Origin of the sequence: Paenibacillus sp. LC231, from assembly GCF_001860525.1 — a bacterium.
GTDB lineage: Bacteria > Bacillota > Bacilli > Paenibacillales > Paenibacillaceae > Paenibacillus_AQ.
Window position 1 is genome coordinate 12,587 of the sequence record NZ_JFOM01000005.1, and the last position, 24,042, is coordinate 36,628.

Below are 24,042 nucleotides of genomic sequence, written 5' to 3' on the forward strand. Positions count from 1 at the left end.
AAACAATTCTAGGAATTGAAATATTGCGAAGGATTGTGGCGAACCGGATCAATATATTCCTCATATCGGCCGCCCGTATAAGCTTCAATGACTTTTCGCCAAAAAGCCTGCGCCGGTATATTACTGCTGATTTGCGTCACCTTCCAGCGTCCCTGGAAATGATCAAACAGCCGGGTTGCCGCCCAAGTCCCTAATCCCGTACGCCGATATTTTTGCATAACGAAAAACTCCGTCATATAATAGTCCGCATCTAGGGGGTCATCCATCCGCTCGATCAAGGCAAACCCGGCTGGCCGTTGATCAAACGTAATTAGATATGGATATTTACGTTCTCGTTTTTTCCAGAATTCATCCAGATCCGGATACGGTAGAAACAGCCCTTGATCATTTACCGAAATATCCAGATACTTGGTAAAATCATATAAGTACAATTGCATCAAGTTTACGATAACGGCTTGTTTCCGCTTGGGAACCAGCTCAATTCCCATACGTTCACATCGATCTGAAATCATGCTGCCGCCTCCCTAAAGCATCTCATCTATCATTTTAATGCTTCTTATCTTCATCTTATTATCCGCTCATTGTGACACAAGTGCCATATCGGATTCGTGAGAATCATCCATGGTGATCTGACACATGCAAGCAAGATCGACTTTCCATATGTTACACTAGTAATTAATGACACAGGTCATTGCTATAAAGACAATCATTCGAGGTGGAACATGAATATACAAAAAGATATCGACCGTGCAAGACTCGATGAGAAATCGCCGGACATGCCTTGGTTCGTACAGCAATTTATCGATTACAAGCTCCCGGATCTCTCCCCCTCCACCCTGCTTGAATATGTAAGGGATTATGAAACGTTCTTTAATTGGCTCCGTTCGGAGGGGCTGTCACAAGCAACCTCGAACCGCGAGGTAACGCTGCTTGAGCTGGAGACGCTGCGCATGGACAGCATCACCAGTTACCGGTTATATCTGACTACACGCCGGGAGGGGACCAACTCCAGAATCACGGTTTCCCGCAAGCTCTCATCGCTGCGCTCCCTGTTTCATTATTTAAGCCAGATTGCGGAAGACGAGGAGTTTTACCCGCTTCTCAAGCGTAACATCATGGCTAAAGTAGAAATTAAGCGAATTCATAAACCAAAAGACACGGCTGCCAAGTTAAAAGGAAAAATACTCGAAGAAGAAGAACTTCAGGATTTCATCACTTACATTCACGAAGGTTATGGGCTGGATGTGGAGCAGAACAAACAGGCGCTTTATGCGCATGAACAAAATAAGGTCAGAGATGCCTGTATCGCCAGCCTCATATTAAATTCCGGCCTTCGTGTATCCGAAGTGGTCAATTTGAATCTTGCGGACATCGACCTGAACAATAAAATGCTGCATGTCTATCGTAAAGGTAATAACGACGAAACCTTTAAGACCCCGGTCTACTTCCGTGCGCAAGCCAAAGACGATCTTGAATATTATTTGCAGCTTCGGCAGGCCCGCTACAAGGTGCCAAAAAAAGAAAAAGCTCTGTTCGTTGCACTGCGTAACGGCCAGAATGAAGGGCAGCGCATGACCAAGCGGGCGATTCAGGCGATGATCATCAAATACGCCAAGCGTTTTGGCAAGCCGTCCCTGACCGTTCATAAGCTGCGGCATTCGTTTGCCACCGACTATTATCTGCAAAATGATATTTACAAAACCAAAGAACAATTGGGACACGCGTCCACCGAGACAACTGAAGTGTATGCCCACTTAACGGACAAAACGATGTCCGAGGCGATTGAACGCCGCTCGGAGGACTAACTTCTTCATAATGACAGCAGTAGCGACGTGATCCGCTCCGTGTCATTCCAAGTAAATAGGGGAACCGCTAGCCGCTGCTGCATCTCATGCAGGGCTGACGGTTCCTTTAGCATTTCAGGACGCACGACGATACCCCGGGTCTCCTTAACTTGATCCAGCAGTCCCATGTCCTCCGTTCCCCGCAGCAATACGAGCTTTGGATAAGGCTGCATCTTATAGCCTTCGACAAGCACCAGATCAAAATCACTGTACAAATGGATCAACGACGCAAGTTCCAGCTCCGCTTCCATCAGCATCGCCGTACGCCCCGGTGAAGCGATGGCGATCCCCTCCGCTCCCGCCTCTCGGAATTTGTACGTGTCCGTCCCTTCATGATCCATTTCGAATCCGTGCCCGTCATGCTTGATGACGGCTGACCGAATGCCATGCTGTTTCAACTGTGGGATCAAGCTGGCAATCAATGTGGTTTTGCCGCTGTTTTTATAACCGCATATCTGGAAAACCTTCATGTCCAGGCTCCCGGCAGAACGAGAACTTGTACGGTTTGGCCTTTAACAGCACCACGAAGCTCTGGCGGAACCACGATTAAACAGTCACTGTCTTTAATCGTGATCATGACACTTGACTCATCAAGGGAAGCAGGTGTCGCTACAAGCTTGCCGTTTGACACCTCCAGGCTCCCCCGGACGAAACGGGTAAAGTTGTTCACTTTCGAATAATCCGAACCCAATTCTGCCGTCCATTCAGTTAAAAACAACTGCTCCATGCCAAGCATCTTCCGGATCGCAGGTCGGACAAACAACAGAAATCCCACATAACAGGCCCCCGGATTACCCGATAACGCAAAGAGCAGCTTGCCCTCCTTCACAGCAGCGGTTGTAACACTTCCGGGCCGCATTGTGACTTTATTAAACAGCATGTCCAGACCTCCGGATGTCACCAGCTCCCCCATAATATCATAGTCGCCTACAGATACGCCGCCTGTCGTCACCACGATGTCATACACCTGGAGCGCTTCTTCCACCTTCTGTCGGGCGAGCTCGATATCATCCGGGATCGCCTCCATAATCACCGGGACACCACCGGCTTCCCGAATTTGCGATGCGAGCATATAAGTATTGCTGTTGCGAATTTTACCAGGTTCAAGTGGCTCGGTGATGTCCAATAGTTCGCTGCCCGTCGAGAATATTCCTACCACCGGTTGACGATACACTTCAACCTGGTGTATGCCGAAGGTGGCCAGAACCGAAATTTCTCCAGGTCCGATGAGTGTTCCTCTGCGGAGGATCAAATCACCTTCCTGAAGCTCGAATCCGAGGGGAGTAATATTCTTCCCCGTCTCGATGGAGCGTTTGAAGCCTACATGGGTAAGGCCATCCTCTGTTCGAAGCTCCGTCGCTTCAAGCATAACGACAGCGTCTGCCCCTTCAGGCACTTGAGCGCCCGTCATGATGCGGGAAGCCTTGCCTTGGACGATTGGAATGGAAGACACATATCCGCACGGGATCTGGTCGACAACCTCTAGCCACACCTGTTCCCCTAAATCGCAAGCGGCTAAATCCGCTGATCGAACGGCATAACCGTCCATACCCGAACGCGCAAAAGCCGGAAACGGGTGGGGCGCGATAACATCGGAAGCAAGCACACGTCCATCGCTGTCCTGCTGCCGAATAAGCTCCTCCTGACCAAGCCCCGCATAAGAAACGGCTAGCCTTTGCGCATCCCTTACCTGCAATGCACGCCGATCAAATTTATGATTGTGTTTCTTAGGCAATATCGAATGATTATCCTTCACTACGCATTCCTCGCTTTCTGACTCAAAGAAAAAACTGACATTCTTACTGTACTACATTCTGCGCATTCTTCAAACCGAGTTTCAGGTCTCATCCATTCGCCGTGTTGTAGGATGAAGACAACAACCGAGTATGTACGGGTCTCCAGACAAAAAAAAAGCGCATGGTCACTTGACCATGCGCTTGAACTCCATGCTTACCTTCGTCCCCTTCGGGAGATCCCGCCAGATCCGATTCGGGTCTTCGGCTTCTTGTACGATTTCTTCGGCGAATCGAATAAACCTCCGCCGCTTTCGCCGCGCTTGATCGTGCCGCGGTCTCCGCCTGTATCCGGATTTCGTCTGAACAGGCTTCCGCCCGTACCGGCAGAATCCTGGCCCCGCCGGGTAATCTTCCCGCTCCGGTCCACCGTCAGCGGCGGAGCGATCTTCTTATCCTGGCTTGTTGGCTTCTTATAGTTACCTTGTGCCGGTTTATACACATCTTTACTTGTATACCCCCGGTAACCCCCGCCGCCCATCGAATCGAATAAATTCCCGATCAGAACGGCCGTTAAGTACCCTTGCAGGAAACTTGAATCATAATTGCGCTGAACATACTCCTTGGAGTCGATTTCGATCAGCGTATCGGTCGGCTTCTGGGGATCCTGCTGCAAATGGTAATACTCATCGCCATATACCAAAAACATCCGCTCGGTATCCTCAGGAGACGATTGATCCGGGGTGTTCGCCGCGATGAGCTCGCCTGCGACGTCCGGAACGCTTTTATCAGCTGCCCGGTACACATAGGACGTTGCGTTTCCGTCTCGATTGACGGATTCCAGCGGATAGGTATCCTTGATATTCGGCGCTCCGCATCCACTCAATAATGATACGAACAAACTCAGCACCAATATGATTTTTACAGATATAAAAGAGCGTTCCTTCATGCCACCACTCCTAAGTCGCCCGGATAACTCGAACGTCCCCCGGTATCACTTTCTCGCCTTCATACAACATAAACCGCCCGTTCTGCCATTCAATCCGCAGCAGCTTGTAGTCATCCGATTGGTATTGCCATACGTGCTGCTCCCCGCTTTGCGTAAAAGCGGTTCGACCGGTAATCGAAACATGTCCCCCGTATTCCTCTTCCAGATGAAATACATGATCGTCCAAATCGATGATGGATGGAACCTCATCCGGAGAATCCAGCCGCCCATCGATCGGAGTGTATAACGCATACTGAACCGTTTCGCGTTCTTCGATATGAAGATAAGCAATGGTGCTGCCATCCTGCAGCGTCAAGACGACCGCATTACGACCGCGATTGTGCACGCGACCCGTGACTTCATAAGTGACTAGTGACACTTCGCAAATGTCGCCGGGAGCCAGCTGCAGCATGCTTTTCTCTACCTTGGGCGGCTCCGGCTTACTAAATAAATTGCTGATTCTTTTCCACATACTCATCTTTCCTGTCCCCTATCTCCATTATGCGTTCTATAGGCAAGCGGTAATAATTAACGCCCCAACCACATGCAGCGAACCTGCAAACAAACCGTATCCCGTTTTTCCCTCGCGTGTTCCTTTGTCAAGGTTCAGCTTGCCGAAGTTACGAAGCATGAGCTCTGTTAACGATTCGAGAACCAGCAATATGATAAATGAAATGATCGATACCACAATGGCCTCTAGCAGATGATATGACGTTCCGATCGACACGGATAAAATATACCCTTGTGCGAACAGCTTCAGTATCAGTCTTGTGGTTACCGCCATATTACCCGCTTTCACTTCTTCAAGATCGTTATATTTCGTGAACAGGGAATCCACAAACATCAAAACAAACAACAGCAGCCCACCGACAGCTGTCCAAAGCAATACACGCAAGATCATATCAAAATCCATCTCTAAGCCTCCACATTCAACATACAAACAAACTCCTTGAGCCCGAACTGCTTCAATCGAAGACAGACGCTCATAAAGGGGATGTGCTCCATGTATATCTACGATCAATCAAACAAAAGCGAAGGAGAAGCACAGCTGCATTCAGCCCTGCTGTTTCTCCCTCGCCCCCTAAACTATATACCTGTTAGATCGCTGAATCCGTTTTTACTTGTTCTCGTATTGCTTCATCAAGGCTGCAAGCTCATCCTCAACGACTTTGTCCTTGCCAAGGTTCTCAAACTCTTCGTCGAGGGATTTCTCTTTTGCCGACATTTCATTGCTTGCTTCCGCACGTGCTTCCATAGCGAGCATCTTCTCTTCCATACGTTTCAATCCAGCCGATGCTGTGTCGGAACCAAACCCGTTCATCGCTTTGTTGATTTCGGTTTGCGCTTTAGCTGCATTATAACGGGCGACCAAAGTTTCGCGCTTGTTCTTCATCGCCGTAAGCTGCTTACGCATTTCTTCCAGCTTGCCGCGCAGATTGTCAGCTGCCAGTTTGTTCTGATCGTAGCTTGCTTTGTACTCATCACGCTTGGCCTCGGCGGCCTTTTTCTCTTCCAGCGCGCGGCGGGCAAGATCAACGTTTTGAGCTTGTGCTGCCGTATGAGCCTGCTGCGTGCGTTTTTCAACAAGTGCAGCTTGCTCTTCATAAAGTGCTTTAAAGCGTTTCTCGATGGCAATTTGCGAAGCTACCGCTTTCTCGGCATCCTCAAGGTCTTCCGTCATATCCCGAATGTACTGATCCGTCATTTTAATCGGGTCTTCCGCCTTGTCGATAATGGCGTTAATATTGGACATGGTCAAATCGCGCAATCTTTTAAATATGGACATCGTTCTCTTCCTCTCGCTTTCACTTTAAAATACTGGTATATGATTAATGTTTACGTTCCATGATCCAAAACGTTTCAAAATATTTTTTATTTAATATCCTCGTTCATACTGCTTGGGAACTTTCTGACCTCCATCAAGCGCCTTGGCGGCGTGAACAGCCCAGTAGGGATCCCGGAGCATTCCCCGGCCGATCGCCACCAGATCCGCTTTGCCTGACAAAACCACCTCTTGCGCGGCATGGTAATCATCCAGCATTCCTACCGCAATCACAGGCACCTTTAGCAGCTGTTTGAATTCTGCCGCCAAATCCACCTGATAGCCGGGCTTCGCTTCCGGGCCGCCATTTGCGCCGACCTGGCCTTCTCCCCCCGAGGAGATATGAAAAATATCGACGCCGGCATCCCGGTAACGTGTGCAGACTTCCGCGCAGTACTGCACATCGTAGCCTCCATCCACGTATTCCTTCGCAGATACCCTCATAATGATCGGCATGCCCTCTGGCAGCACTTCTTTAACCGCTTGAACAACCCGCTCGCCGAATAGAGGAAGATCTTGACCATATTCGTCACTGCGCTGATTCGTGAGCGGCGAATGAAACTGATGAATGAGATAGCCATGGGCGCCATGAATCTCAACGGTATCGAACCCGGCTTCAACAGCTCGACGAGCGCCTTCCTTGAAGGCTTGAATGAGCTCGTCCACTTCGGCCCCGGATAGCACCTTGGGCATTTTGTAATGGGAGCTGAACGGAATCGCAGAAGGGGCCACCGACGGCTCTGCATCCTGCGCTTTTCTTCCGGCATGCCCAAGCTGGATACCAATCTTGGTTCCATAAGAATGCACGCTCTCCACAATACGGCGATAGGCTGGAATCTGGCTGTCGTTCCATATCCCCGTATCCTGATTCGTGATCCGTCCATCCGGATGGACTCCTGTCATTTCCACAATAATTAAGCCAGTACCTCCTACGGCACGACTGACGTAATGAACAAAATGCCAATCATTCGGAATCCCGTCCTCGGCTTGAACGGAATATTGACACATCGGTGGCATAACAATGCGGTTCTTGAGAGTTAAATTCTTGAAATTGTAAGGTGTAAACAAGTCTGCCAAGCGATTATCTCCTTCCATATCCAAATGATCAAGATGTAATAAAATCTGATACCGGTTATTATACACCTTTCTGAGGGAAAACTAAAAAACATCGCATTCCCATATTGAGGATAATCACCCATTCAACTGGGCATACCATATTAAAAAGCTAAAGGGGCCGATCGTGATGTTCAAACGATACCGCGCAGGAAGCTGCCTGTTGTGGATAATGTTACTCTTTTTAATGGGGCCGGACATCCCGGCAAACGCATCCGATGTACATCGTTTGTCACTTCACCCCCAGGACACTTCCGTCATGTCGGAGTCCAGTCAGCATGCCAATCAAAGTAAAATCCAAAATTCAGACGATGCGCCGTCTTTAAGCCAATTGCTGAGAAAATACCCGGATACCTTTCGCTCTAGCGGACCCCGGGTCAAACAGATCGCTCTGACCTTTGATGATGTTCCAGATCCCCGATTTACCGGCAAAGTACTGGACGTCCTTAAAGAGTTTCAGGTGAAAGCCACATTCTTTGCAGTGGGGGAACGGGCCAAAAAACACCCTGCTCTTGCAAAACGAATTCATGATGAAGGTCACGCCATTGGCAATCACTCCTATAATCATGCGCAGCTGAACAAGCTAAGCCTGGACAAATTTAAAGGCCAAATCGAACGTACCAACACGATCTTGAAATCACTGACCGGTGTGGAACCGCGGCTAATCCGTCCGCCATACGGCGATATAAATGAAGAGCAGCTACAGTGGGCACGCAAAAACGGGTACAAAGTCGTGAATTGGAATGTCGACTCGCTCGATTGGAAAGGTCTATCTAAGGAAGAGGTTACGAGCAACATTCTGTCAGCGGTCGGGCCAGGCTCGATCGTACTCCAGCATGCCGGAGGCGGCGTGGGATCGGACCTAACCGGAACGATCGAAGCGCTCCCGGATATTATTACCGAATTGCGGAGAAAGGGATATAGCTTCGTGACACTGCCGGAGATGTTAGGCGTGTCAGAGTCAAGATAGATCCTCATAAAATGAAAAAGACGGCTGACTGGATCATTGATCCAGACTAGCCGTCTACATACTAGAATTGCTTTTCCATGACGATGGATTGGATTATTCGATATGGATTGGATTATTCGATTATGAACAACTTGATATCCTGGATGCCGAATTGCTTCACGGACGATTGGGAACCCGGGATGAAGATATCAATCTTATTCCCTTTAATAGCCCCGCCGATATCACGTGCTTCTGCCACAAATGCCTTTTTTGGCAGACCTGGATGCTCATGTCCTGTTACAAGCACCTTGGTGCCAAGCGGAATGATTTTTGGATCGACAGCAATGGTACCAAGCTCAAGGGAATTTCCGAAGTAATCAACAGCGCCCCATTTGCCGTTCTCGCTTGCAGCAGCAGAATATGCGGTTGCTTTGACGGACAGTGTTTTGCTGTAATTAAACGTCTTGCCCCATGCTTCCACTACATTCTTCTCAGGGGAAACGCTCAAGCTAGGCGTAAACCCGGAAGCGCCTGAAGCAATGGGTGCAGCAGACGCTGTCGAGTTCATCGATACCGAGCCGGGAATGGTGATTTTCAGACCAGAGTATATATTCGTTGCTTTAATTTTCGGATTGGCTTTCATCAACTTGTCCATATTAACGCCGTACTGTTTGGACAAATAATAGAAGGTATCGCCGTTCTTCGCTACGTGTACGGAGCTTGCATGGGCTTGCAAGCCGCCTCCGGCTAAAGTCAAGCCAAGCGCAACAGCTGTAATGGTAAACCATTTTGCGGTTTTTCCAGCGATCTTATGGTTGAGTCCACGATGTTTAGTCCATGCTTTCATTTGTTGTAACATCTAAAGATGCCTCCTTATATGTAACTTGGTAAATCGGATGTAGTATGTCAACGAACATGAATATATCACAATTTTGTAACCTATACCGCAAGCAATTGTTACCAATACGCAAACAAAAACAGCGCCAATTCCTGAAACAATCAGGTATGGCGCTGTTTTCGTCTGTTACAATGTAGATATAAAAGTTACAAAACCTTACTTAAAAACTCTTGCGTACGAGGATGAGTCGGATGGCCAAACAGTTGGTCCGGCGTGCCTTCCTCTACGATTTTACCGCCATCCATGAACAGGATCCGATCTCCCACTTCCCGGGCGAAGCCCATCTCATGGGTGACGATGACCATCGTCATCCCGCCATCGGCAAGCTTCTTCATTACTTCCAATACCTCACCCACCATCTCCGGGTCCAGTGCGGAGGTTGGTTCGTCAAACAGCATGACATGCGGCTGCATCGCGAGTGCTCGCGCTATGGCGATTCTCTGCTTCTGTCCACCGGACAGCTGGGAAGGATAAGACTCCTTCTTATCCTGCAGCCCCACTGACTTCAGCAGCTCGTCGGCAGTAGTCTCGGCTTCCTTCGCCGAGACCCCCTTCACCTGAATAGGAGCAAGCGTAATATTCTCGATGACCTTCTTGTGAGGAAACAGGTTAAACTGCTGAAACACCATGCCCATTTTCTCGCGGGTAGCATTGATATTGTGATTCTTGGCGGTGATCAGCTCACCCTCGAACGAAATTTCGCCGCTGGTCGGCACTTCAAGCAAATTGAGACAGCGTAAAAAGGTGCTTTTTCCGGAGCCGCTCGGTCCGATGACAACCACTACTTCTCCTTTTGCAATCTCGATGTTAATGCCCTTCAATATTTCCAGCTTGCCAAATGATTTATGAAGATCCTTAACGGTTATCACTTGCACTCAACTTCCTTTCCCAGACACCCAGAAGCTTCGAAAGAACGAATGTCAGTATAAAGTAAATCATGGCCGCCACAAGCAGCGGATTCAGCGGGGCAAAGGTAGAACCGCGCAAAATCTGAGCCTGATACATAATATCGAATACCCCGATGAACGATACGATGGACGATTCCTTGATAATGACAACGAATTCGTTACCGATGGCCGGGAGTACCCCTTTCAGTGCTTGCGGCAAAATGATATGACGCATTGCCTTGCCCTTCGTCATCCCGAGTGAACGGGCCGCCTCTAATTGACCGCGGTCCACGCCCTGAATGCCGGCACGGAATATTTCAGCCAGATATGCCGCACTGTTGATAGAAAGCGTCAAAATACCCGACTGTATCGGTGAGAATTTAATATCGAACGCCGCCAAGCTGTAATGAATAATAAACAACTGGACCAGCATCGGGGTACCCCGGATGATCTCGATATAAGCGGTAGCCAAAAACTTAAGGATTTTGACACCCGACATCCGCATTAAAGCGATAATCAAGCCGAGAATGAATCCGAATAATACACCAAGTGCCGAAATAAGCAGCGTAAACTGGATACCCTTGGCATAATAATCGCGATATTTCCAAAAGAATTCAAATGTGTTCAGATTCTCTGCCTTACGACCTGCAGCCAGGTCACTGGCCTCGTCGACAAATTTCTGGATCTGGTCATTCTCCTTCAAGCGCTCGAGTGTAGCATTAATGCTCTTCAGCAGCTCTTCGTTCCCTTTACGAACCCCGACGGCATAGGCGTCGTTCTCGGCCGTCGGTTTAGCGTCCGTGATCGCCATGGTCGCTTCATTCATATTGGTCTTCGCGATCGGATACTCGGCGAGAACAACATCCACGCGCTCAGATTCCAGCTGCAGCAGCAAGTCCGGAATTTTATCCAATGATATCACATTGGCTTTCGGGATTGTTTTTGCAATGGACTCCTGAATAGAGCTTTTCTGAACCCCGATCCGAGCTCCCTCCAGGCTTTCAAGCGTGTTGAACTTTAGCGCATCTTCCTTACGGACGACAACCGATTGTTCCGCAGCATAATAAGGCTCGGAAAAATCGATGCTTTTTCGGCGCTCTTCCGTCGGATTCATGCCCGATATGACGAAATCCACGCGTCCGCTCGTCAGCTCCGGCAAGAGCGCATCAAAGGAGGTGTCCTTAATAATGAGCTCTGCGCCAAGATCCTTGGCGATTTCCTTCGCAATATCGATGTCAAATCCGACGATGGTATCCACACCATCTATCGTTTTATGGAACTCATAAGGCGCATAATCGGCACTCGTACCGAGAATCACCGTTTTCTTCTCACCCTCCGCATGGACGATACTGCCAAAAGACAGCACGACCACCATGAACAGGGTCATCCACGCTGTAAATTTACGTTTCATATGTCTCGTTTCTCCCCTAACTGTTACGTATAGATTCAATCCTAGAAAAAATGCAACTGAGTCATTATAAAACAGGATGCATGAATATGCAATGAAAATTCATCGGTTCTTACGATCATCATACTTAATATAAGCCTTACTAATTGCTCTTTGCTTCATTATTTTAATACAATGGTCAAATCATCATACACCATAGGATTATGTTACTCATGTTCCTTTAACCATTTAAACAAATGAATTAGGGGGTTACATCAATAGATAGTCCATATTGTGGAAAATACTTCGCCCATTTAGCCAATACCGGACATACACTTTTGCCTACATATTAATGTAAAGACAGGACTTCAGCATTACCCATTATGTGATAAGAGGATCTAGGGCAAACTCCTTTTTAACGATGCATAATCTATACGTTCCCTTCCCATCTTATAATAGCGTATGAATTCCGCACATGATAAATGAAGGGTTCCCGGACTGTCTCTTTCGCTCCATGATTCATGCAAGCCAGCAGTTGGTTATTAATTAGCTATAGCTTTACTCATATAGGAGGTGTAACCATGCTGTTAGAAGCACTGTATCATGTTCCAAGAGATAAATGGGCTTACGCATATGATACAAAAACCATTCATCTTCGGATCCGAACCAAGAAAAACGACATTGATTCTGTTGTTGCCATGACCGGCGACAAGTACGATTGGGACCGTACGTACTTCGAGATCACCATGGAAAAGGCCGCCTCGGATGACATGTTTGATTACTGGGAATGCGGAGTCAGGCCGAAATACAAAAGACTGTCCTACGGCTTTCGGATTCATGCCGGAGATGAAACGGTATATATGGTGGACAGCGGGATTGGATGGGACTATCCTTATCCGCCTGCAGGTTACTTTGAATTTCCGTACATACATGAAGTCGATGTATTCAAAGTACCGGAATGGGCCAAAGAAGCCGTGTTTTATCAAATTATGACGGAGCGCTTTGCTAACGGAAACCCCGCCATCAATCCTGAAGAAACCAAGGTCTGGGGCGGCAAGCCGGAGGTGGATAATTTCTTCGGCGGTGATCTGCAGGGCGTGCTGGATCATTTGGATGATCTCGTTGATCTGGGCATAAACGCCATTTATTTTACTCCGCTTTTCCTCTCCCCCTCCAATCATAAATATGACACGGTTGATTATAAACAGGTGGATCCGCACTTTGGCGATAATGAGTTGCTGAAAAAAGTAGTAGATTCTTGCCACGCAAAAGGCATTCGAGTGATTCTCGATGCGGTATTCAATCACTGCAGCGAGGAGTTCCCTCCCTTTCAGGACGTGCTCAAGCACGGGGAGAAATCCAGATATGCCGAATGGTTTCATGTGAACCAGTTTCCATGCGAGGTCAAGGATGGCATTCCCAGCTACGACACCTTCGGCTTTTTCGGAAATATGCCGAAATTCAATACCGCCAATCCTGAAGTGAAGGCGTATTTGCTAGGTGTAGCCGAATATTGGATCAAGGAAATCAATCTCGACGGCTGGCGTCTGGATGTTGCCAATGAAATTGACCATCATTTTTGGCGGGATTTCAGACAGGTAGTTAAGAAAGCCAACCCTGAAGCTTATATCGTGGGCGAGGTGTGGTCGGACTCCTTAATCTGGCTGCAGGGTGACCAGTTTGATTCCGTGATGAATTATCCTTTTGCCGATAAGGTCCTGGAATTCTTCAATGGCAACATGGACGGGCTTACGTTTGCCAACCGCATCGGCTCGATCCTGATGCGATATCCGCAGCAGACCAACGAAGTGGTCTTTAATCTGCTGTGCAGCCACGATACGCCGCGGCTGCTTACCCGTGTGGGTGGAGATATCCGTCGTATGAAACTCACGGTTGTATTTCTGTTTACATTCATGGGAACGCCGTGCATCTTTTATGGCGACGAAATCGGATTGACAGGGGACGGAGATCCTGACTGCCGCAAATGCATGGAATGGGATCCTAAGAAACGAAATCAAGAGCTCTATAAGTTTTATCAAGGGATGATCGCGCTTCGAAAAAAGCATAAGGCGCTGAGACAGGGACGCTTCCGCTTCCTGCAAGCGAATCTCCATGATCCTTGCATTGTGTACGAGCGTGCGGACGAGACTATGCATTTTATCGTCTGGATGAACAACTGCGACTCGAAGCGGACCATCTCGCATCCTATTGTCACGACCGATTGGATTGATGCCGAGACGAAGGATCCCGTAAAACCGGTAAACGGTACGATGCATATCGATTTGGAACCATACTCGTATCGAATTTTATGCCGGCAACTGAAACATTCGTAAACCCATCTTATGTAACCACTGACACCGTAAAATCCATAGCGGGCTTTAACGCGCATAGGGGTGCAAGGGATAGCAGCGTTATTCGGCTATCCTTGCACCCCTGTTTCTTGTTACCGTTTTTAAGCATGAGATTTGGTGATTTGCTGGTAGATCTCCTGATATTCCTTGGCCGAGACGTTCCAGCTGTAATCTCCGCCCAACGCATTCTTGCTCACTTTACGCCAGTGCTCAGGCACGCGGTAAATAGAGGTCGCGCGCCGGATCGTGTTCATCATATCATGCGCATTGTAATCCTTAAAGGAGAATCCGTTCCCTTCCCCCGTATATTCGTTATATGCATGAATTGTATCATTCAGTCCGCCTGTTTCGCGGACAATCGGCACACTGCCGTACCGCATGGCGATAAGTTGGCTGATACCGCACGGTTCAAATTTGGAAGGCATCAGGAACAGGTCGCTGCCAGCGTAGAAGCGCCGGGATAACGGTTCATTAAAGCGAATCTGGGCCGACATTTTATTGGGATACCGATTCGCCGCTTCCCGGAACCAATGTTCATAAGAAGGGTCCCCCGTCCCCAGGACAACAAATTGAATCTCATCGTAGTAGAGTAGCTCATCCAGAATCCGAATGACCAGATCGAGTCCCTTCGAATCGACCAGCCGCGTCACCATGGACATCAACGGAATATGCGGTGCCACGGGAAGATTCAACTCTTCCTGCAGGGCAATTTTGTTCTGCGTTTTCTTATTCAGACCGCTCCGGTACTTCATCGCGATATGCGGATCGGTCGCCGGGTTGTAGCTCTTGGTATCAATGCCATTCACGATGCCGCTCAATCTCGAACCTTGGGCTGACAGAAGCCCGTCGAGGCCGTATCCGTAATAACCCGTCTGAATCTCCGAGGCATAAGTCGGGCTTACCGTCGTTACATGGTCTGCATAGACGATGCCCGCTTTCATGAAATTCACGTTTCCGTAATATTCCACGCCTTCCGCTGTAAAATGGCGGCTGTGGATTCCAAGCAGATCGACCAGCACCTCGTACGGAAATACACCTTGATACAACAAATTGTGGATTGTAAATACGGTTCGGATTCCCGCATAGTAGGGATCATGACGGTAGACATCTTCAAGGAGAAGAGGGATCATGGCCGTATGCCAGTCATGGCAGTGAAGCACGTCCGGCTGAAAGTCGATAACCGGCAATAGCTCAAGGACGGCGCGGTTGAAGAACGAAAAGCGTTCGCCATCGTCCATGTAGCCGTAAATGCCGTCGCGGCCATAATAATATTCATTATCTATGAAATAGATCGTGACCCCGTCCTCAACCAGGGACTCGATGCCGCAATACTGCTCGCGCCAGCCTACCCGAACCCGGGTTTCCCCTACATGCGTCATGCGCTCCCGATAGTCCTCAGGAATTCCTCGATACTTGGGCAGAACCACCCGAATATCCTCGCCCATGCCGCGAAGGGATTTAGGCAAAGCAGCGATCACATCCGCCAATCCGCCTGTTTTAATGTACGGTCCACATTCTGAGGCTGCAAATAACAATTTCAATCCTGCTTCCCCCTTTGATTTTGCTTGGTTTTTCGTGCCGTCTTTTCTTTTACTGCTGCCGCCTTCAGTGAAACGTCCTCTTGAGGCCGAGGCTTTCTGGAACGCGGCTTTTTCTTTAACACCACCATGCCCAGCGGAGGCAGCTTGATCTCGAGGCTGTATGTTTGGCCATGCCAGACGACTTTCTCCGCTTTCATGACTTCGTCATTAACCAGTCCGGACCCGCCATAATCGGTGTGATCGGAATTCAATATTTCCACGTACTGCCCCGATCTCGGTAAGCCGATGCGATATTGGTCATATGCCCGGGGCTGAAAATTAATGACGATGATCAGTGTATCACCAGGTTTTGCGCCCATTCTCATGTACGATAGGACACTTTGCTCATGATCATCGGCGCTAAGCCACTCAAAGCCTTCCCACCTGTGATCCTGCTCCCATAGCGCCTTCTCCTCCACATACATGCGGTTTAACGCTGACGTGTAAGCCAGCTGCTTCCGGTGGGTTTCGTAGTCCAGCAGCAGCCAATCCAGCTGCTCCTGATCCTTCCATTCAATGAACTGGCCGAACTCGCCCCCCATAAACAGCAGCTTCTTGCCGGGCTGGGTGATCTGATATCCGAGCAAAATCCGGAGTCCCGCAAACTTCTGTTCATAACTCCCCGGCATTTTATTAAGCAGTGATTTCTTCCCATGAACTACTTCATCGTGGGACAGCGGTAATGTAAAATTCTCTGAATAGGCATAACAAATGGGAAATGTTAGTAAATTATGATGGGTAGGCCGCTGATCGAATTCTTGCTCCACATAGGACAGCGTGTCATTCATCCAGCCCATATTCCATTTGTAATTAAACCCGAGACCTCCCTCGTGCACGGGTGCGGTAACCCCTGCCCATGCGCTGGATTCCTCGGCCATCATCAAGGCATTCGGGTAATATCGAAACACGGCTTTATTCAATTCCTGCAGAAAGGATATCGCTTCGAGATTTTCCACCCCACCATACTCATTAAGGCTGTACTGACCTTCTCGCTTTTCAAAATCCAGCCGGATCATGCTTGTCACAGCGTCAACACGAAGACCATCAATATGATACATATCCATCCAAAATAAGGCATTGGAGATGAGGAATGAAATCACCTCTGGCTTGGCATAATCGAAAGACAATGTTCCCCAGCCCGGTTTCTCTGCTTTTTGCGGATCTGCGTACTCATAAAGAGGCGCCCCGTCAAACAGCCGAAGCCCGTGGGCATCCTTGGCAAAATGTGCGGGCACCCAGTCGAGCAGCACGCCGATACCCGCTTGATGCAGCTGATCAACAAGATACATGAAATCATGAGGACTTCCGTATCTGCTGGTCAGCGCAAAGAATCCGGTTCCCTGATATCCCCATGAAAGATCATACGGATGCTCAGCCAAGGGCATGAATTCCACATGGGTATAACTCATCTCCAGCAAGTAAGGAATCAGCTGGCCCGCCAGTTCGCGGTATGTATAGAACGAGCCGTCCTCCTTTTGCCGCCAGGTTCCAAAATGCATTTCATAAATGTTCATCGGCTTGGTGTAGGGGGATTTGTTCTTTCTTTTCCAAGCAGCATCTTGCCAATGATATCCAGAGAGATCGGTCACAACCGATGCCGTTGCAGGTCGAACTTCGGCTTGAAACGCGTATGGATCAGCCTTCAAGAACGTTTCTCCATACGGTCCGGTGATATGATATTTGTAATAAGTTCCAGTCTGTATCCCAGGGAAAAACCGACTCCAAATTCCCGAATCGGGTATCCTATATAACGTGTCTTGGGAACCGTCCCAGCCGTTCCAGTCTCCGGCAAGGCCCACCTGCCTTGCATTTGGAGCCCATACCGTAAACCGCACGCCTTCTTCTCCATCTTCAGTTGCACGGTGTGCGCCCATGCATTGGTAACTGTGATACCAGGTTCCTTCATGAAATAAATACAATTGTTCCGGAGTCATGTTTCCTTCCCTAACTGGTTGGTTCAATCATCGTCACCCGCTTTTTCTTAAAAATCCAATATTATTAGTGCTATTACCCCATTCTAACCATGTTGAAAATAAAAAATGTCCATGAAAGATAATTTTGTAATTTTCAATTCACTTTTTCAATATAATCGTTTCAAACCCCGGGAATGTCGTTTATGTAATGTACAACGTGAAAATACATTGGGAGGGAAACGTGATGAAGAGAAAAGACTGTATTGCTATGCTTCTGGCCGGTGGAGAGGGTAAACGATTAGCTCCCCTTACGTCCAAGCTGGCAAAACCCGCCGTTCCTTTTGGCGGACATTATCGTATAATCGATTTTCCTCTCAGCAATTGTGTGAACTCCGGAATCGATACGGTTGGAGTACTTACACAATATGAGGCAGAATCATTACACGAACATATCGGTAAAGGTGAACCCTGGGGACTAACACATACAGGACGCGAAGGCATTGCTCTGCTTCCATCCAACAGCACACACCAAGATGGATACTTGGGTACAGCAGACGCCATTTATAAAAACATTCCATATATCGATGATCAAAATCCCGAACATGTCCTTATTCTATCCGGGGACCATATTTACCAGATGGATTACCGCGAAATGCTTGAAGCTCACATGAAACAAGCGGCTCCAGCCACGATCTCCGTGATGGAAGTCCCTTGGGAAGACGCCAGCCGGTTCGGCGTCATGAGCGTTGATGACAATCTCAATATTATTGAATTTGCCGAAAAGCCGACAGAACCGCAAAGCAACCTTGCCTCAATGGGCATTTATTTGTTCCGTTGGGACTATCTGAAGCAGCACCTCATTGAGGATGCAGCTGATCCCAATTCCAGCCATGACTTCGGGAAGGATGTCATCCCGAAGATGCTGTCCGGAGAAGAGTCGCTGCTTGCGTTTCGCTTTCAGGGCTACTGGCGCGATGTAGGCACCGTAGAGAGCCTCTGGGAAGCCCACATGGATGTGCTTAGCCAAAACGAGCTTGTGCTGGAGAGATCCGATTGGCCCATGTACACCCGTGCATGGAAGACCAAACTTTCGGCAGCGCGGACACGCAATGCAGAACACACCGACTGCTTGATTCATGACCAATGCACCTTCGAAGGAAAAGCCAAGAGCTCCGTTATATTCTGCGGTGCGGAGATCGGTAAATACTCCATCGTCAAGGACAGTGTGGTCATGCCGAATGCCAAAATCGGCAAGGGCGTCCATATCGAGCATGCCATCATCGGTGAAGGAGCGCTCATCAAGGATGGAGCGATTGTAAAAGGAGCCCCCGGCAACGTTGTGGTCGTTGGACCTTACGAGACCGTGCTCCCGAAACCAACCATTCGTACCCAACCGTCCCGACTGCTTCAGGATGTATACGAAAAAGGACGCTTGCGGGCGAATGTCTCTTCATCTTAAAGAAGTTTCTTCAACAGAATATTAGTTCTGAGATAAATCCTTCAGACTTTTATACAAAAAAGCGATCCGTGACGGATCGCTTTTTCTCATGTATCGTGCCCTGCTGACTGTGTCTTAAGCGCATGCGACATAGATTGGTAACACGGTAGAATGATTACATAAACCTCTTCTCATATAAATTCACGAAGCGACCACCCATATCCTGCTTAGCCACGAACAGAAATCCTTGGCGCTGATAAAATTGATTCAGCGTTGGCAGATGGGATACGCAATCCAGCCTGAAACCCTGTTTACCCTTGGATAACAAATACGATTCCGCAAAAGAAATCATCTTTGTTCCCAGCTCCAGTCCCCGATAGGAAGCGCGTACGGTCAGCCGATGCAAATAACCATAGGCCGGATCGTCCCGCTCTCCCCAATAGGCCGGATCCCCATACTGCAACGTGAACATGCCGACGGCCATGTCTCTATGCCACAGGATGAACACTTCTCGATCCGCCAGGTACTGCTCCATCAAGTCCAAGGAAAAGAGCGATGGACTCCACTGCTTGCGTCCTTGCTGCTCCATCACCTCCGCCGCTTCCTTGAGAAGCGACAGCATCTCCCCTGCCTGATCTGATTCAGCCGCTTTTAATTCAAACAGACCTTGCTCCGTAGAAAACGTTGCTGCTGTGTTTCCCACTTCCATTCTCCCCCTTTTAAACGGCCCCACAACGTGAAGCCTATGCTTCAGAATTGCTTACGCTTCGCTGAAAACGTATCAATGCTGTATTCTTAAGAAAAAGCCTTGCCGGTAACCCGGCAAGGCTCATACGTTCGGTCCGGCTACGTCTTCCTCACCGTTCTCCAATCCGCCGGCCATCGGTATTTTCCCTTCAGGCAGCGGCAGCTTGACGATAACGGATGTTCCGTGCCCGAGCTCGCTTTCCATCTCCATCGTGCCTCCATGGAGCTCAATGAGCTGCTGCGTAATCGCCAGGCCCAGGCCCGTTCCACCGTTAAGCGGATTAACCTGGAAGAACCGGTCCTTTACCCGCCGCAGATGTTCATCCGATATACCAATACCGTGATCCTCCACGGTTACGATAACAAACTTGTCTTCCATAGCGAAGGAAAGGTTGATCACGCCGTTCTCATGCGAGAATTTAATCGCATTGTCCACAATATTCAGAAACACCTGCTTCAAGCGGTTGGCATCCCCGTAGAGGATCGGTTTTTCGTCGGTCTCCAGTTTGATCTGGATGCCCTTCTTCTCGGCCTTCGTCCACAGATTGAGCATAATCTCCTGCAGAAGCTCCCGTAGATTCACGATACCCTTCACAAGTTTCATCTCATTCTGCTGGAGCTTGGAGAAGTCGAGCAGCTCTTCAACCAGACCGATCAAGCGATCGGTTTCCTTGGTTATTATCTGCATCCCGATCTTCGTTTCTTCCGGATCATAGCCACCGGAGTCGAGCGTTTCACTCCAGCCCTTAATGCTTGTGAGCGGAGTCCGCAGCTCATGCGAAATGGATGAAACAAAATCATCCTTTACCTGATTGCTTCGTACAATCTCCTGCGCCATGTAGTTCAGGGTTGACGACAGCTCACCAAGCTCGTATTTATAATCGCCTTTGATTCTCACGTTAAACCTGCCCTTGGCCATCTGCGCCGATACCGTGGTAATGTTGTTGAGCGGCTTTACGATGGAGTTGGCCAGCCCGATGCTGAAGGCAAGCACGAGCGCTAGCACGGCCCCACCGATGCTGACGGCAAACAGCGTGATTTTCATTAGCTTGTCGTTAATGAACTCAAGCGAAGTCACATAGCGAAGAATGTACGTTTTCTCAAATCCGTTCGAAACTTGAGATACAGCCATTACGATCTGCCCCGTACCTTGCTGCTTACCAATCCAATGGCCCGTATTGCCTGCAAGCGCTTGGGTGACATCACTGGTCTTGATGGTCTGCTCTATTTCGAAACCGGTGGATGTGGAGAGAACTTGACCACCCGGATTCAAAATTTGAAGCTCCGTTGTATACAATTCAAAATGACGAATCATCTCACTCAGCTGGTTGACGTTGTCCGTTGACGTCAATCGGAAGGGCTGATAAAAAGCGTTGGCGGTATTTATATGATTCACAATATGATTGTATACCGTATCGTAATAATACGATCGTAAAGCGATTAGAAATATAACCTCAATCAGCAGCAAGGCGATGAACACTACCAGGAAGTAGTGCAGCACGATTTGCCGCCGAATGCCTTTTTTGATGATCATTGTCCCTGACCCTTCCATTTATAGCCGTGTCCCCATACCGTCTGGAGGTATTCCGGCTCGGAAGGATTGCCTTCGATTTTTTGGCGTAATCTCCGAATGTTCACGTCCACGATTTTGGGGTCACCCATATATTCTTTGCCCCATACATGATCGAGCAGCACATCACGACTAAGCGGCGTGTTTTCTTTCTCCAGGAAAAACTGCACCAGCGAAAATTCAGTAGGCGTCAGTTCCACCGGCTGCCCGTTCTTCTTAAACTGCTTGGAGATCAGATCCAGTGTAAAAGGGCCTGATTGAAACGATACCTTGGCGGCTCCCGCACGCTGGACATTGACCCTCCGCAGCAGAGATTGCAATCTGGCGATTAACTCCGTTGGACTAAACGGTTTGCTTACGTGGTCATCGGCCCCGACGGAGAGAGCATACACTTTATCCTGCTCCTGAACTTTTGCCGTCAGAAAAATAATGCCGATCCGCTCGTTCGTTTCCCGAATTCTGCGGCATACTTCAAATCCGTCAATCCCCGGTACCATGACATCGAGCAAGGCGATATCGATATCTGGCGTCGTTTGCAGCAAACGGAGGGCTTCGTTGCCGTCCCCAGTCTCCAGGACTTCAAAGCCGTTTCGTTTCAAATTAATGACGATAAAACTGCGAATAGATTCTTCATCTTCTAATATGAGCACTTTACTCAAGGTCTAGTTCCCCTTTCTTTCGATAGGAGCCACATTATTGCTGCTTGGCTTTTTATCTTTTTTACTCAGTTTGAGATCACCATGACTGCGATAAGCAATGACGCGGTTCTTCTCCTTCACCAAAATATCCCAATCGGATTCGGCTTTCCCCCACTGGGCCGTGGAAAAGAATTTAATCTCTGCAACGGACTCTCCCGTATCGGTCATGACAAAGTTTAAATAAGCATTTTTGTTGGATTCCGGCGTGATGGTAATCTTATTGTACATGTCGGGCGGAAAGTCCAGATAGAAGCGATTGTTCATATCGTAGTACCGCTGGAGCACGAATTGAAGCCCTTCTTTTTCGTTGCTCTCCCGTACTTCTCCGTCCCACTGGAAGTACGTGGTGAAGAACGGAATCTCATCCAGGATAAGCCGATCTTCCCAGCCGCTTGGTCTCGTAAGAACACCAAACTCTAGAATACCGTCATCATTCACATCTTCGCTCTCAACAGGCAGTTCCTTATAGGTAAGCAATTCATCCTGGAGGACGTCAATAAACTCGTTATCCTCCATAATGATGAGCTTGGAATAAGAGGAGTTGGATACAACCGATGCGTCCAAGATGATACCTTCTTTGTCCTTGGCCACTTTACCTGCGACAACATTGTAATAACTTTCGATATTCGGTCCCAGATCCAGCTTGTTCAGTTCGACAAAGGCATCCTCGAATTTATCGTATTGATAGGTGCTGATATACGAGAGCTCTTTCTGCTGAAGATAGACAACCGTAATATCGTTGATTTTGTCACCGTTCATATCTCCGATATTAAAGTGTGTATATGGCAAAGCCGGTATTTTTTCAAGTGAATCCCCGGAGAATGAATATACGGCTAGCAGGTTCTGAAGATCCTCTTCTCCGCGCGAGAAGCCGGCTACGATGTCGACCTTGCCGTCATTCGTAAAATCGACGAAATCAAACGACTCCAATACCGTCCCTTCTCCATCGAAATCCAGCTTCTTCACCCATGTGTCGCCTTGCTGCTGCATGATCATGCCATGGATTTTCACTTCGTCGTCCGGCGTCTGATAGAAGACGACAGCTTCCAATATTCCGTCATTGTCCAGGTCATGAATACGGATGGAACTGCTATCCACGTCACTTCGCGGCCGGATAATGGCACCGGTTTCCAACTTATTCTTCAGAAGCGCGGATTGGATAGCGCCATTCAGCGTCGCTTTATCCGTCGGCAAATCCGGTTTCTTCATTAAGGAGACCGGATCCTGAATAAACGTGCAGCCGCTTATGATCAATAGTAACAAGCCTGCCAAGAGGGCTTGCATCACTCTATATTTCAATAAGTATCAACTCATTTCTATACATTCACCTGGCGTCTTTGGTGATCGATAATTACAGTCTTGACTTCTCGCCATGGGTTAAACGTCTCCCTGTCACATCCACGGCCAGCTCTCCGCCGGATAGACCCATGATCCGGGTACAGTACTTCTCGGCCAGCTCCAAGGGTATCACGGTAAATACGGTTAGACGTTCTTCCTCGCACAAGGTTTTAAGTGTCTTCAATACATGCTCGGCCGAGGCTGGATCAAGTCCCGTGACCGGCTCGTCCGCCAAAATCACCTTGGCACCATGCACAAGTGCGCGGGCAATAGCAATCCGCTGCTTCTCGCCGCCGCTTAACTCGCCGGCCTTGCGTTTGGCCTTGTCCAACAACCCAAGGTGCTCGATCGTATCCATAGCCCCCATATAATCATCAGATCGGACCATCCCGGTTACCATCCGCCACAGCGGTGTTTGGCTGGATCGTCCGATCAATACATTCTTAAGTGCCGTTCGATTAACATTCAAGGACGGGTTCTGCTCAAGATAAGCCCATTCCCGGCGAATTCTCCGTTTTCCCGCAGGATTCATCATATCTTCGCCATCAATCGTTAATTTGCCGCCGTCCCATTTTTGCTGCATGGATAGACAGCTCATTAACAAGCTTTTCCCGCTTCCGCTAGCACCGATCAGACCGATCATTTCCCCGTGCTCCATCTGAAAAGTGATATCCTTTAACACCGGTGTGCGTTCAGGACCCATCGTTTTCTTCAGCCGATCCACTTTAATCATGTTATCGTCTCTCCCGTCAAGTGCATATTCCTACTCTCTAGTTTAGAAGAAAG

The 24,042-nt window shown here is 48.6% G+C and carries 22 protein-coding genes; 4 read left to right on the forward strand and 18 right to left on the reverse strand.

Annotated elements, in window-relative coordinates; all coding sequences use genetic code 11:
- Positions 1-8: 8 nt before the first annotated feature.
- Complete coding sequence (locus AK95_RS01640; protein WP_071218171.1) at positions 9-512, reverse strand: GNAT family N-acetyltransferase; 504 nt, start codon at positions 510-512, stop codon at positions 9-11.
- A 210-nt stretch (positions 513-722) separates the two neighbouring features.
- Here AK95_RS01640 and xerS point away from each other — a divergent pair, with 210 nt between their 5' ends.
- Entirely contained in the window at positions 723-1,805 is a 1,083-nt protein-coding gene (gene xerS / locus AK95_RS01645) for a tyrosine recombinase XerS (RefSeq protein WP_071218172.1), read from the forward strand.
- Positions 1,806-1,810: 5 nt separating this feature from the next.
- Here xerS and mobB read toward each other — a convergent pair whose 3' ends face one another.
- The 7 genes from mobB to AK95_RS01680 form a co-directional block, all read right to left on the reverse strand.
- Positions 1,811-2,314 (reverse strand): molybdopterin-guanine dinucleotide biosynthesis protein B, encoded by a 504-nt coding sequence (gene mobB, locus AK95_RS01650; RefSeq protein WP_071218173.1) that lies wholly within the window; start codon positions 2,312-2,314, stop codon positions 1,811-1,813.
- Entirely contained in the window at positions 2,311-3,600 is a 1,290-nt protein-coding gene (locus AK95_RS01655) for a molybdopterin molybdotransferase MoeA (RefSeq protein WP_071218174.1), read from the reverse strand. The genes mobB and AK95_RS01655 overlap by 4 nt, the downstream gene beginning before the upstream one ends.
- 194 nt (positions 3,601-3,794) lie before the next feature.
- Entirely contained in the window at positions 3,795-4,526 is a 732-nt protein-coding gene (locus tag AK95_RS01660; protein WP_071218175.1) for a DUF4247 domain-containing protein, read from the reverse strand.
- Positions 4,527-4,536: 10 nt separating this feature from the next.
- Positions 4,537-5,043, reverse strand: a complete 507-nt coding sequence (locus AK95_RS01665; RefSeq protein ID WP_071218176.1) for a DUF4178 domain-containing protein — start codon at positions 5,041-5,043, stop codon at positions 4,537-4,539.
- Between the two features lie 30 nt (positions 5,044-5,073).
- Positions 5,074-5,478 (reverse strand): DUF350 domain-containing protein, encoded by a 405-nt coding sequence (locus AK95_RS01670; RefSeq protein ID WP_071218177.1) that lies wholly within the window; start codon positions 5,476-5,478, stop codon positions 5,074-5,076.
- Positions 5,479-5,682: 204 nt separating this feature from the next.
- Positions 5,683-6,351 (reverse strand): PspA/IM30 family protein, encoded by a 669-nt coding sequence (locus AK95_RS01675; RefSeq protein ID WP_071218178.1) that lies wholly within the window; start codon positions 6,349-6,351, stop codon positions 5,683-5,685.
- Between the two features lie 90 nt (positions 6,352-6,441).
- Positions 6,442-7,464, reverse strand: a complete 1,023-nt coding sequence (locus AK95_RS01680; protein ID WP_071218179.1) for an NADH:flavin oxidoreductase/NADH oxidase — start codon at positions 7,462-7,464, stop codon at positions 6,442-6,444.
- 166 nt (positions 7,465-7,630) lie between these two features.
- On the opposite strand from AK95_RS01680, the gene AK95_RS01685 reads away from it, so the two are divergent.
- Positions 7,631-8,470 (forward strand): polysaccharide deacetylase family protein, encoded by an 840-nt coding sequence (locus AK95_RS01685; RefSeq protein WP_071218180.1) that lies wholly within the window; start codon positions 7,631-7,633, stop codon positions 8,468-8,470.
- Positions 8,471-8,582: 112 nt separating this feature from the next.
- Here the strand turns inward: AK95_RS01685 and AK95_RS01690 are convergent, their stop codons facing one another.
- From AK95_RS01690 to AK95_RS01700, 3 genes are all read right to left on the reverse strand, one after another.
- Entirely contained in the window at positions 8,583-9,308 is a 726-nt protein-coding gene (locus AK95_RS01690; protein ID WP_071218181.1) for a 3D domain-containing protein, read from the reverse strand.
- Positions 9,309-9,493: 185 nt separating this feature from the next.
- Positions 9,494-10,216: an amino acid ABC transporter ATP-binding protein gene (locus AK95_RS01695; protein ID WP_071218182.1), complete on the reverse strand. Its 723-nt coding sequence runs from the start codon at positions 10,214-10,216 to the stop codon at positions 9,494-9,496.
- Positions 10,203-11,645: an ABC transporter substrate-binding protein/permease gene (locus AK95_RS01700; protein ID WP_071218183.1), complete on the reverse strand. Its 1,443-nt coding sequence runs from the start codon at positions 11,643-11,645 to the stop codon at positions 10,203-10,205. The genes AK95_RS01695 and AK95_RS01700 overlap by 14 nt, the downstream gene beginning before the upstream one ends.
- A gap of 557 nt (positions 11,646-12,202) precedes the next feature.
- Here AK95_RS01700 and AK95_RS01705 point away from each other — a divergent pair.
- Positions 12,203-13,954, forward strand: coding sequence for an alpha-glycosidase (locus tag AK95_RS01705; protein ID WP_071218184.1), 1,752 nt, complete (start codon positions 12,203-12,205; stop codon positions 13,952-13,954).
- A 119-nt stretch (positions 13,955-14,073) separates the two neighbouring features.
- Here AK95_RS01705 and glgA read toward each other — a convergent pair whose 3' ends face one another.
- Both glgA and glgB read right to left on the reverse strand, forming a co-directional pair.
- Positions 14,074-15,513 (reverse strand): glycogen synthase GlgA, encoded by a 1,440-nt coding sequence (glgA, locus tag AK95_RS01710; RefSeq protein ID WP_071218185.1) that lies wholly within the window; start codon positions 15,511-15,513, stop codon positions 14,074-14,076.
- On the reverse strand, positions 15,510-17,486 hold the full coding sequence (gene glgB, locus AK95_RS01715) for a 1,4-alpha-glucan branching protein GlgB (RefSeq protein ID WP_071218186.1): 1,977 nt from the start codon (positions 17,484-17,486) through the stop codon (positions 15,510-15,512). The genes glgA and glgB overlap by 4 nt, the downstream gene beginning before the upstream one ends.
- Before the next feature lie 223 nt (positions 17,487-17,709).
- Here glgB and AK95_RS01720 point away from each other — a divergent pair, with 223 nt between their 5' ends.
- On the forward strand, positions 17,710-18,924 hold the full coding sequence (locus AK95_RS01720; RefSeq protein WP_071218187.1) for a glucose-1-phosphate adenylyltransferase: 1,215 nt from the start codon (positions 17,710-17,712) through the stop codon (positions 18,922-18,924).
- 154 nt (positions 18,925-19,078) lie between these two features.
- On the opposite strand, the gene AK95_RS01725 is transcribed toward AK95_RS01720, so the two are convergent.
- The 5 genes from AK95_RS01725 to AK95_RS01745 form a co-directional block, all read right to left on the reverse strand.
- The gene (locus AK95_RS01725) at positions 19,079-19,606 is read right to left on the reverse strand and encodes a GNAT family N-acetyltransferase (RefSeq protein WP_235612963.1); all 528 of its coding nucleotides are present in this window, start codon (positions 19,604-19,606) and stop codon (positions 19,079-19,081) included.
- Between the two features lie 126 nt (positions 19,607-19,732).
- The gene (locus tag AK95_RS01730; protein WP_071218189.1) at positions 19,733-21,184 is read right to left on the reverse strand and encodes a sensor histidine kinase; all 1,452 of its coding nucleotides are present in this window, start codon (positions 21,182-21,184) and stop codon (positions 19,733-19,735) included.
- Positions 21,181-21,879, reverse strand: coding sequence for a response regulator transcription factor (locus AK95_RS01735; RefSeq protein ID WP_071218190.1), 699 nt, complete (start codon positions 21,877-21,879; stop codon positions 21,181-21,183). The genes AK95_RS01730 and AK95_RS01735 overlap by 4 nt, the downstream gene beginning before the upstream one ends.
- A gap of 3 nt (positions 21,880-21,882) precedes the next feature.
- Entirely contained in the window at positions 21,883-23,217 is a 1,335-nt protein-coding gene (locus tag AK95_RS01740; RefSeq protein ID WP_235612964.1) for a VCBS repeat-containing protein, read from the reverse strand.
- Between the two features lie 52 nt (positions 23,218-23,269).
- Positions 23,270-23,989, reverse strand: coding sequence for a phosphonate ABC transporter ATP-binding protein (locus AK95_RS01745; protein ID WP_071218191.1), 720 nt, complete (start codon positions 23,987-23,989; stop codon positions 23,270-23,272).
- Between the last annotated feature and the right edge of the window lie 53 nt (positions 23,990-24,042).

Coding starts and splice junctions, on each gene's coding strand:
- AK95_RS01640 (WP_071218171.1), bottom strand. CDS start 512: ATGATTTCAGATCGATGTGAACGTATGGGAATTGAGCTGGTTCCCAAG.
- xerS (WP_071218172.1), top strand. CDS start 723: ATGAATATACAAAAAGATATCGACCGTGCAAGACTCGATGAGAAATCG.
- mobB (WP_071218173.1), bottom strand. CDS start 2,314: ATGAAGGTTTTCCAGATATGCGGTTATAAAAACAGCGGCAAAACCACA.
- AK95_RS01660 (WP_071218175.1), bottom strand. CDS start 4,526: ATGAAGGAACGCTCTTTTATATCTGTAAAAATCATATTGGTGCTGAGT.
- AK95_RS01665 (WP_071218176.1), bottom strand. CDS start 5,043: ATGAGTATGTGGAAAAGAATCAGCAATTTATTTAGTAAGCCGGAGCCG.
- AK95_RS01670 (WP_071218177.1), bottom strand. CDS start 5,478: ATGGATTTTGATATGATCTTGCGTGTATTGCTTTGGACAGCTGTCGGT.
- AK95_RS01675 (WP_071218178.1), bottom strand. CDS start 6,351: ATGTCCATATTTAAAAGATTGCGCGATTTGACCATGTCCAATATTAAC.
- AK95_RS01685 (WP_071218180.1), top strand. CDS start 7,631: ATGTTCAAACGATACCGCGCAGGAAGCTGCCTGTTGTGGATAATGTTA.
- AK95_RS01690 (WP_071218181.1), bottom strand. CDS start 9,308: ATGTTACAACAAATGAAAGCATGGACTAAACATCGTGGACTCAACCAT.
- AK95_RS01700 (WP_071218183.1), bottom strand. CDS start 11,645: ATGAAACGTAAATTTACAGCGTGGATGACCCTGTTCATGGTGGTCGTG.
- AK95_RS01705 (WP_071218184.1), top strand. CDS start 12,203: ATGCTGTTAGAAGCACTGTATCATGTTCCAAGAGATAAATGGGCTTAC.
- glgB (WP_071218186.1), bottom strand. CDS start 17,486: ATGACTCCGGAACAATTGTATTTATTTCATGAAGGAACCTGGTATCAC.
- AK95_RS01720 (WP_071218187.1), top strand. CDS start 17,710: ATGAAGAGAAAAGACTGTATTGCTATGCTTCTGGCCGGTGGAGAGGGT.
- AK95_RS01730 (WP_071218189.1), bottom strand. CDS start 21,184: ATGATCATCAAAAAAGGCATTCGGCGGCAAATCGTGCTGCACTACTTC.
- AK95_RS01745 (WP_071218191.1), bottom strand. CDS start 23,989: ATGATTAAAGTGGATCGGCTGAAGAAAACGATGGGTCCTGAACGCACA.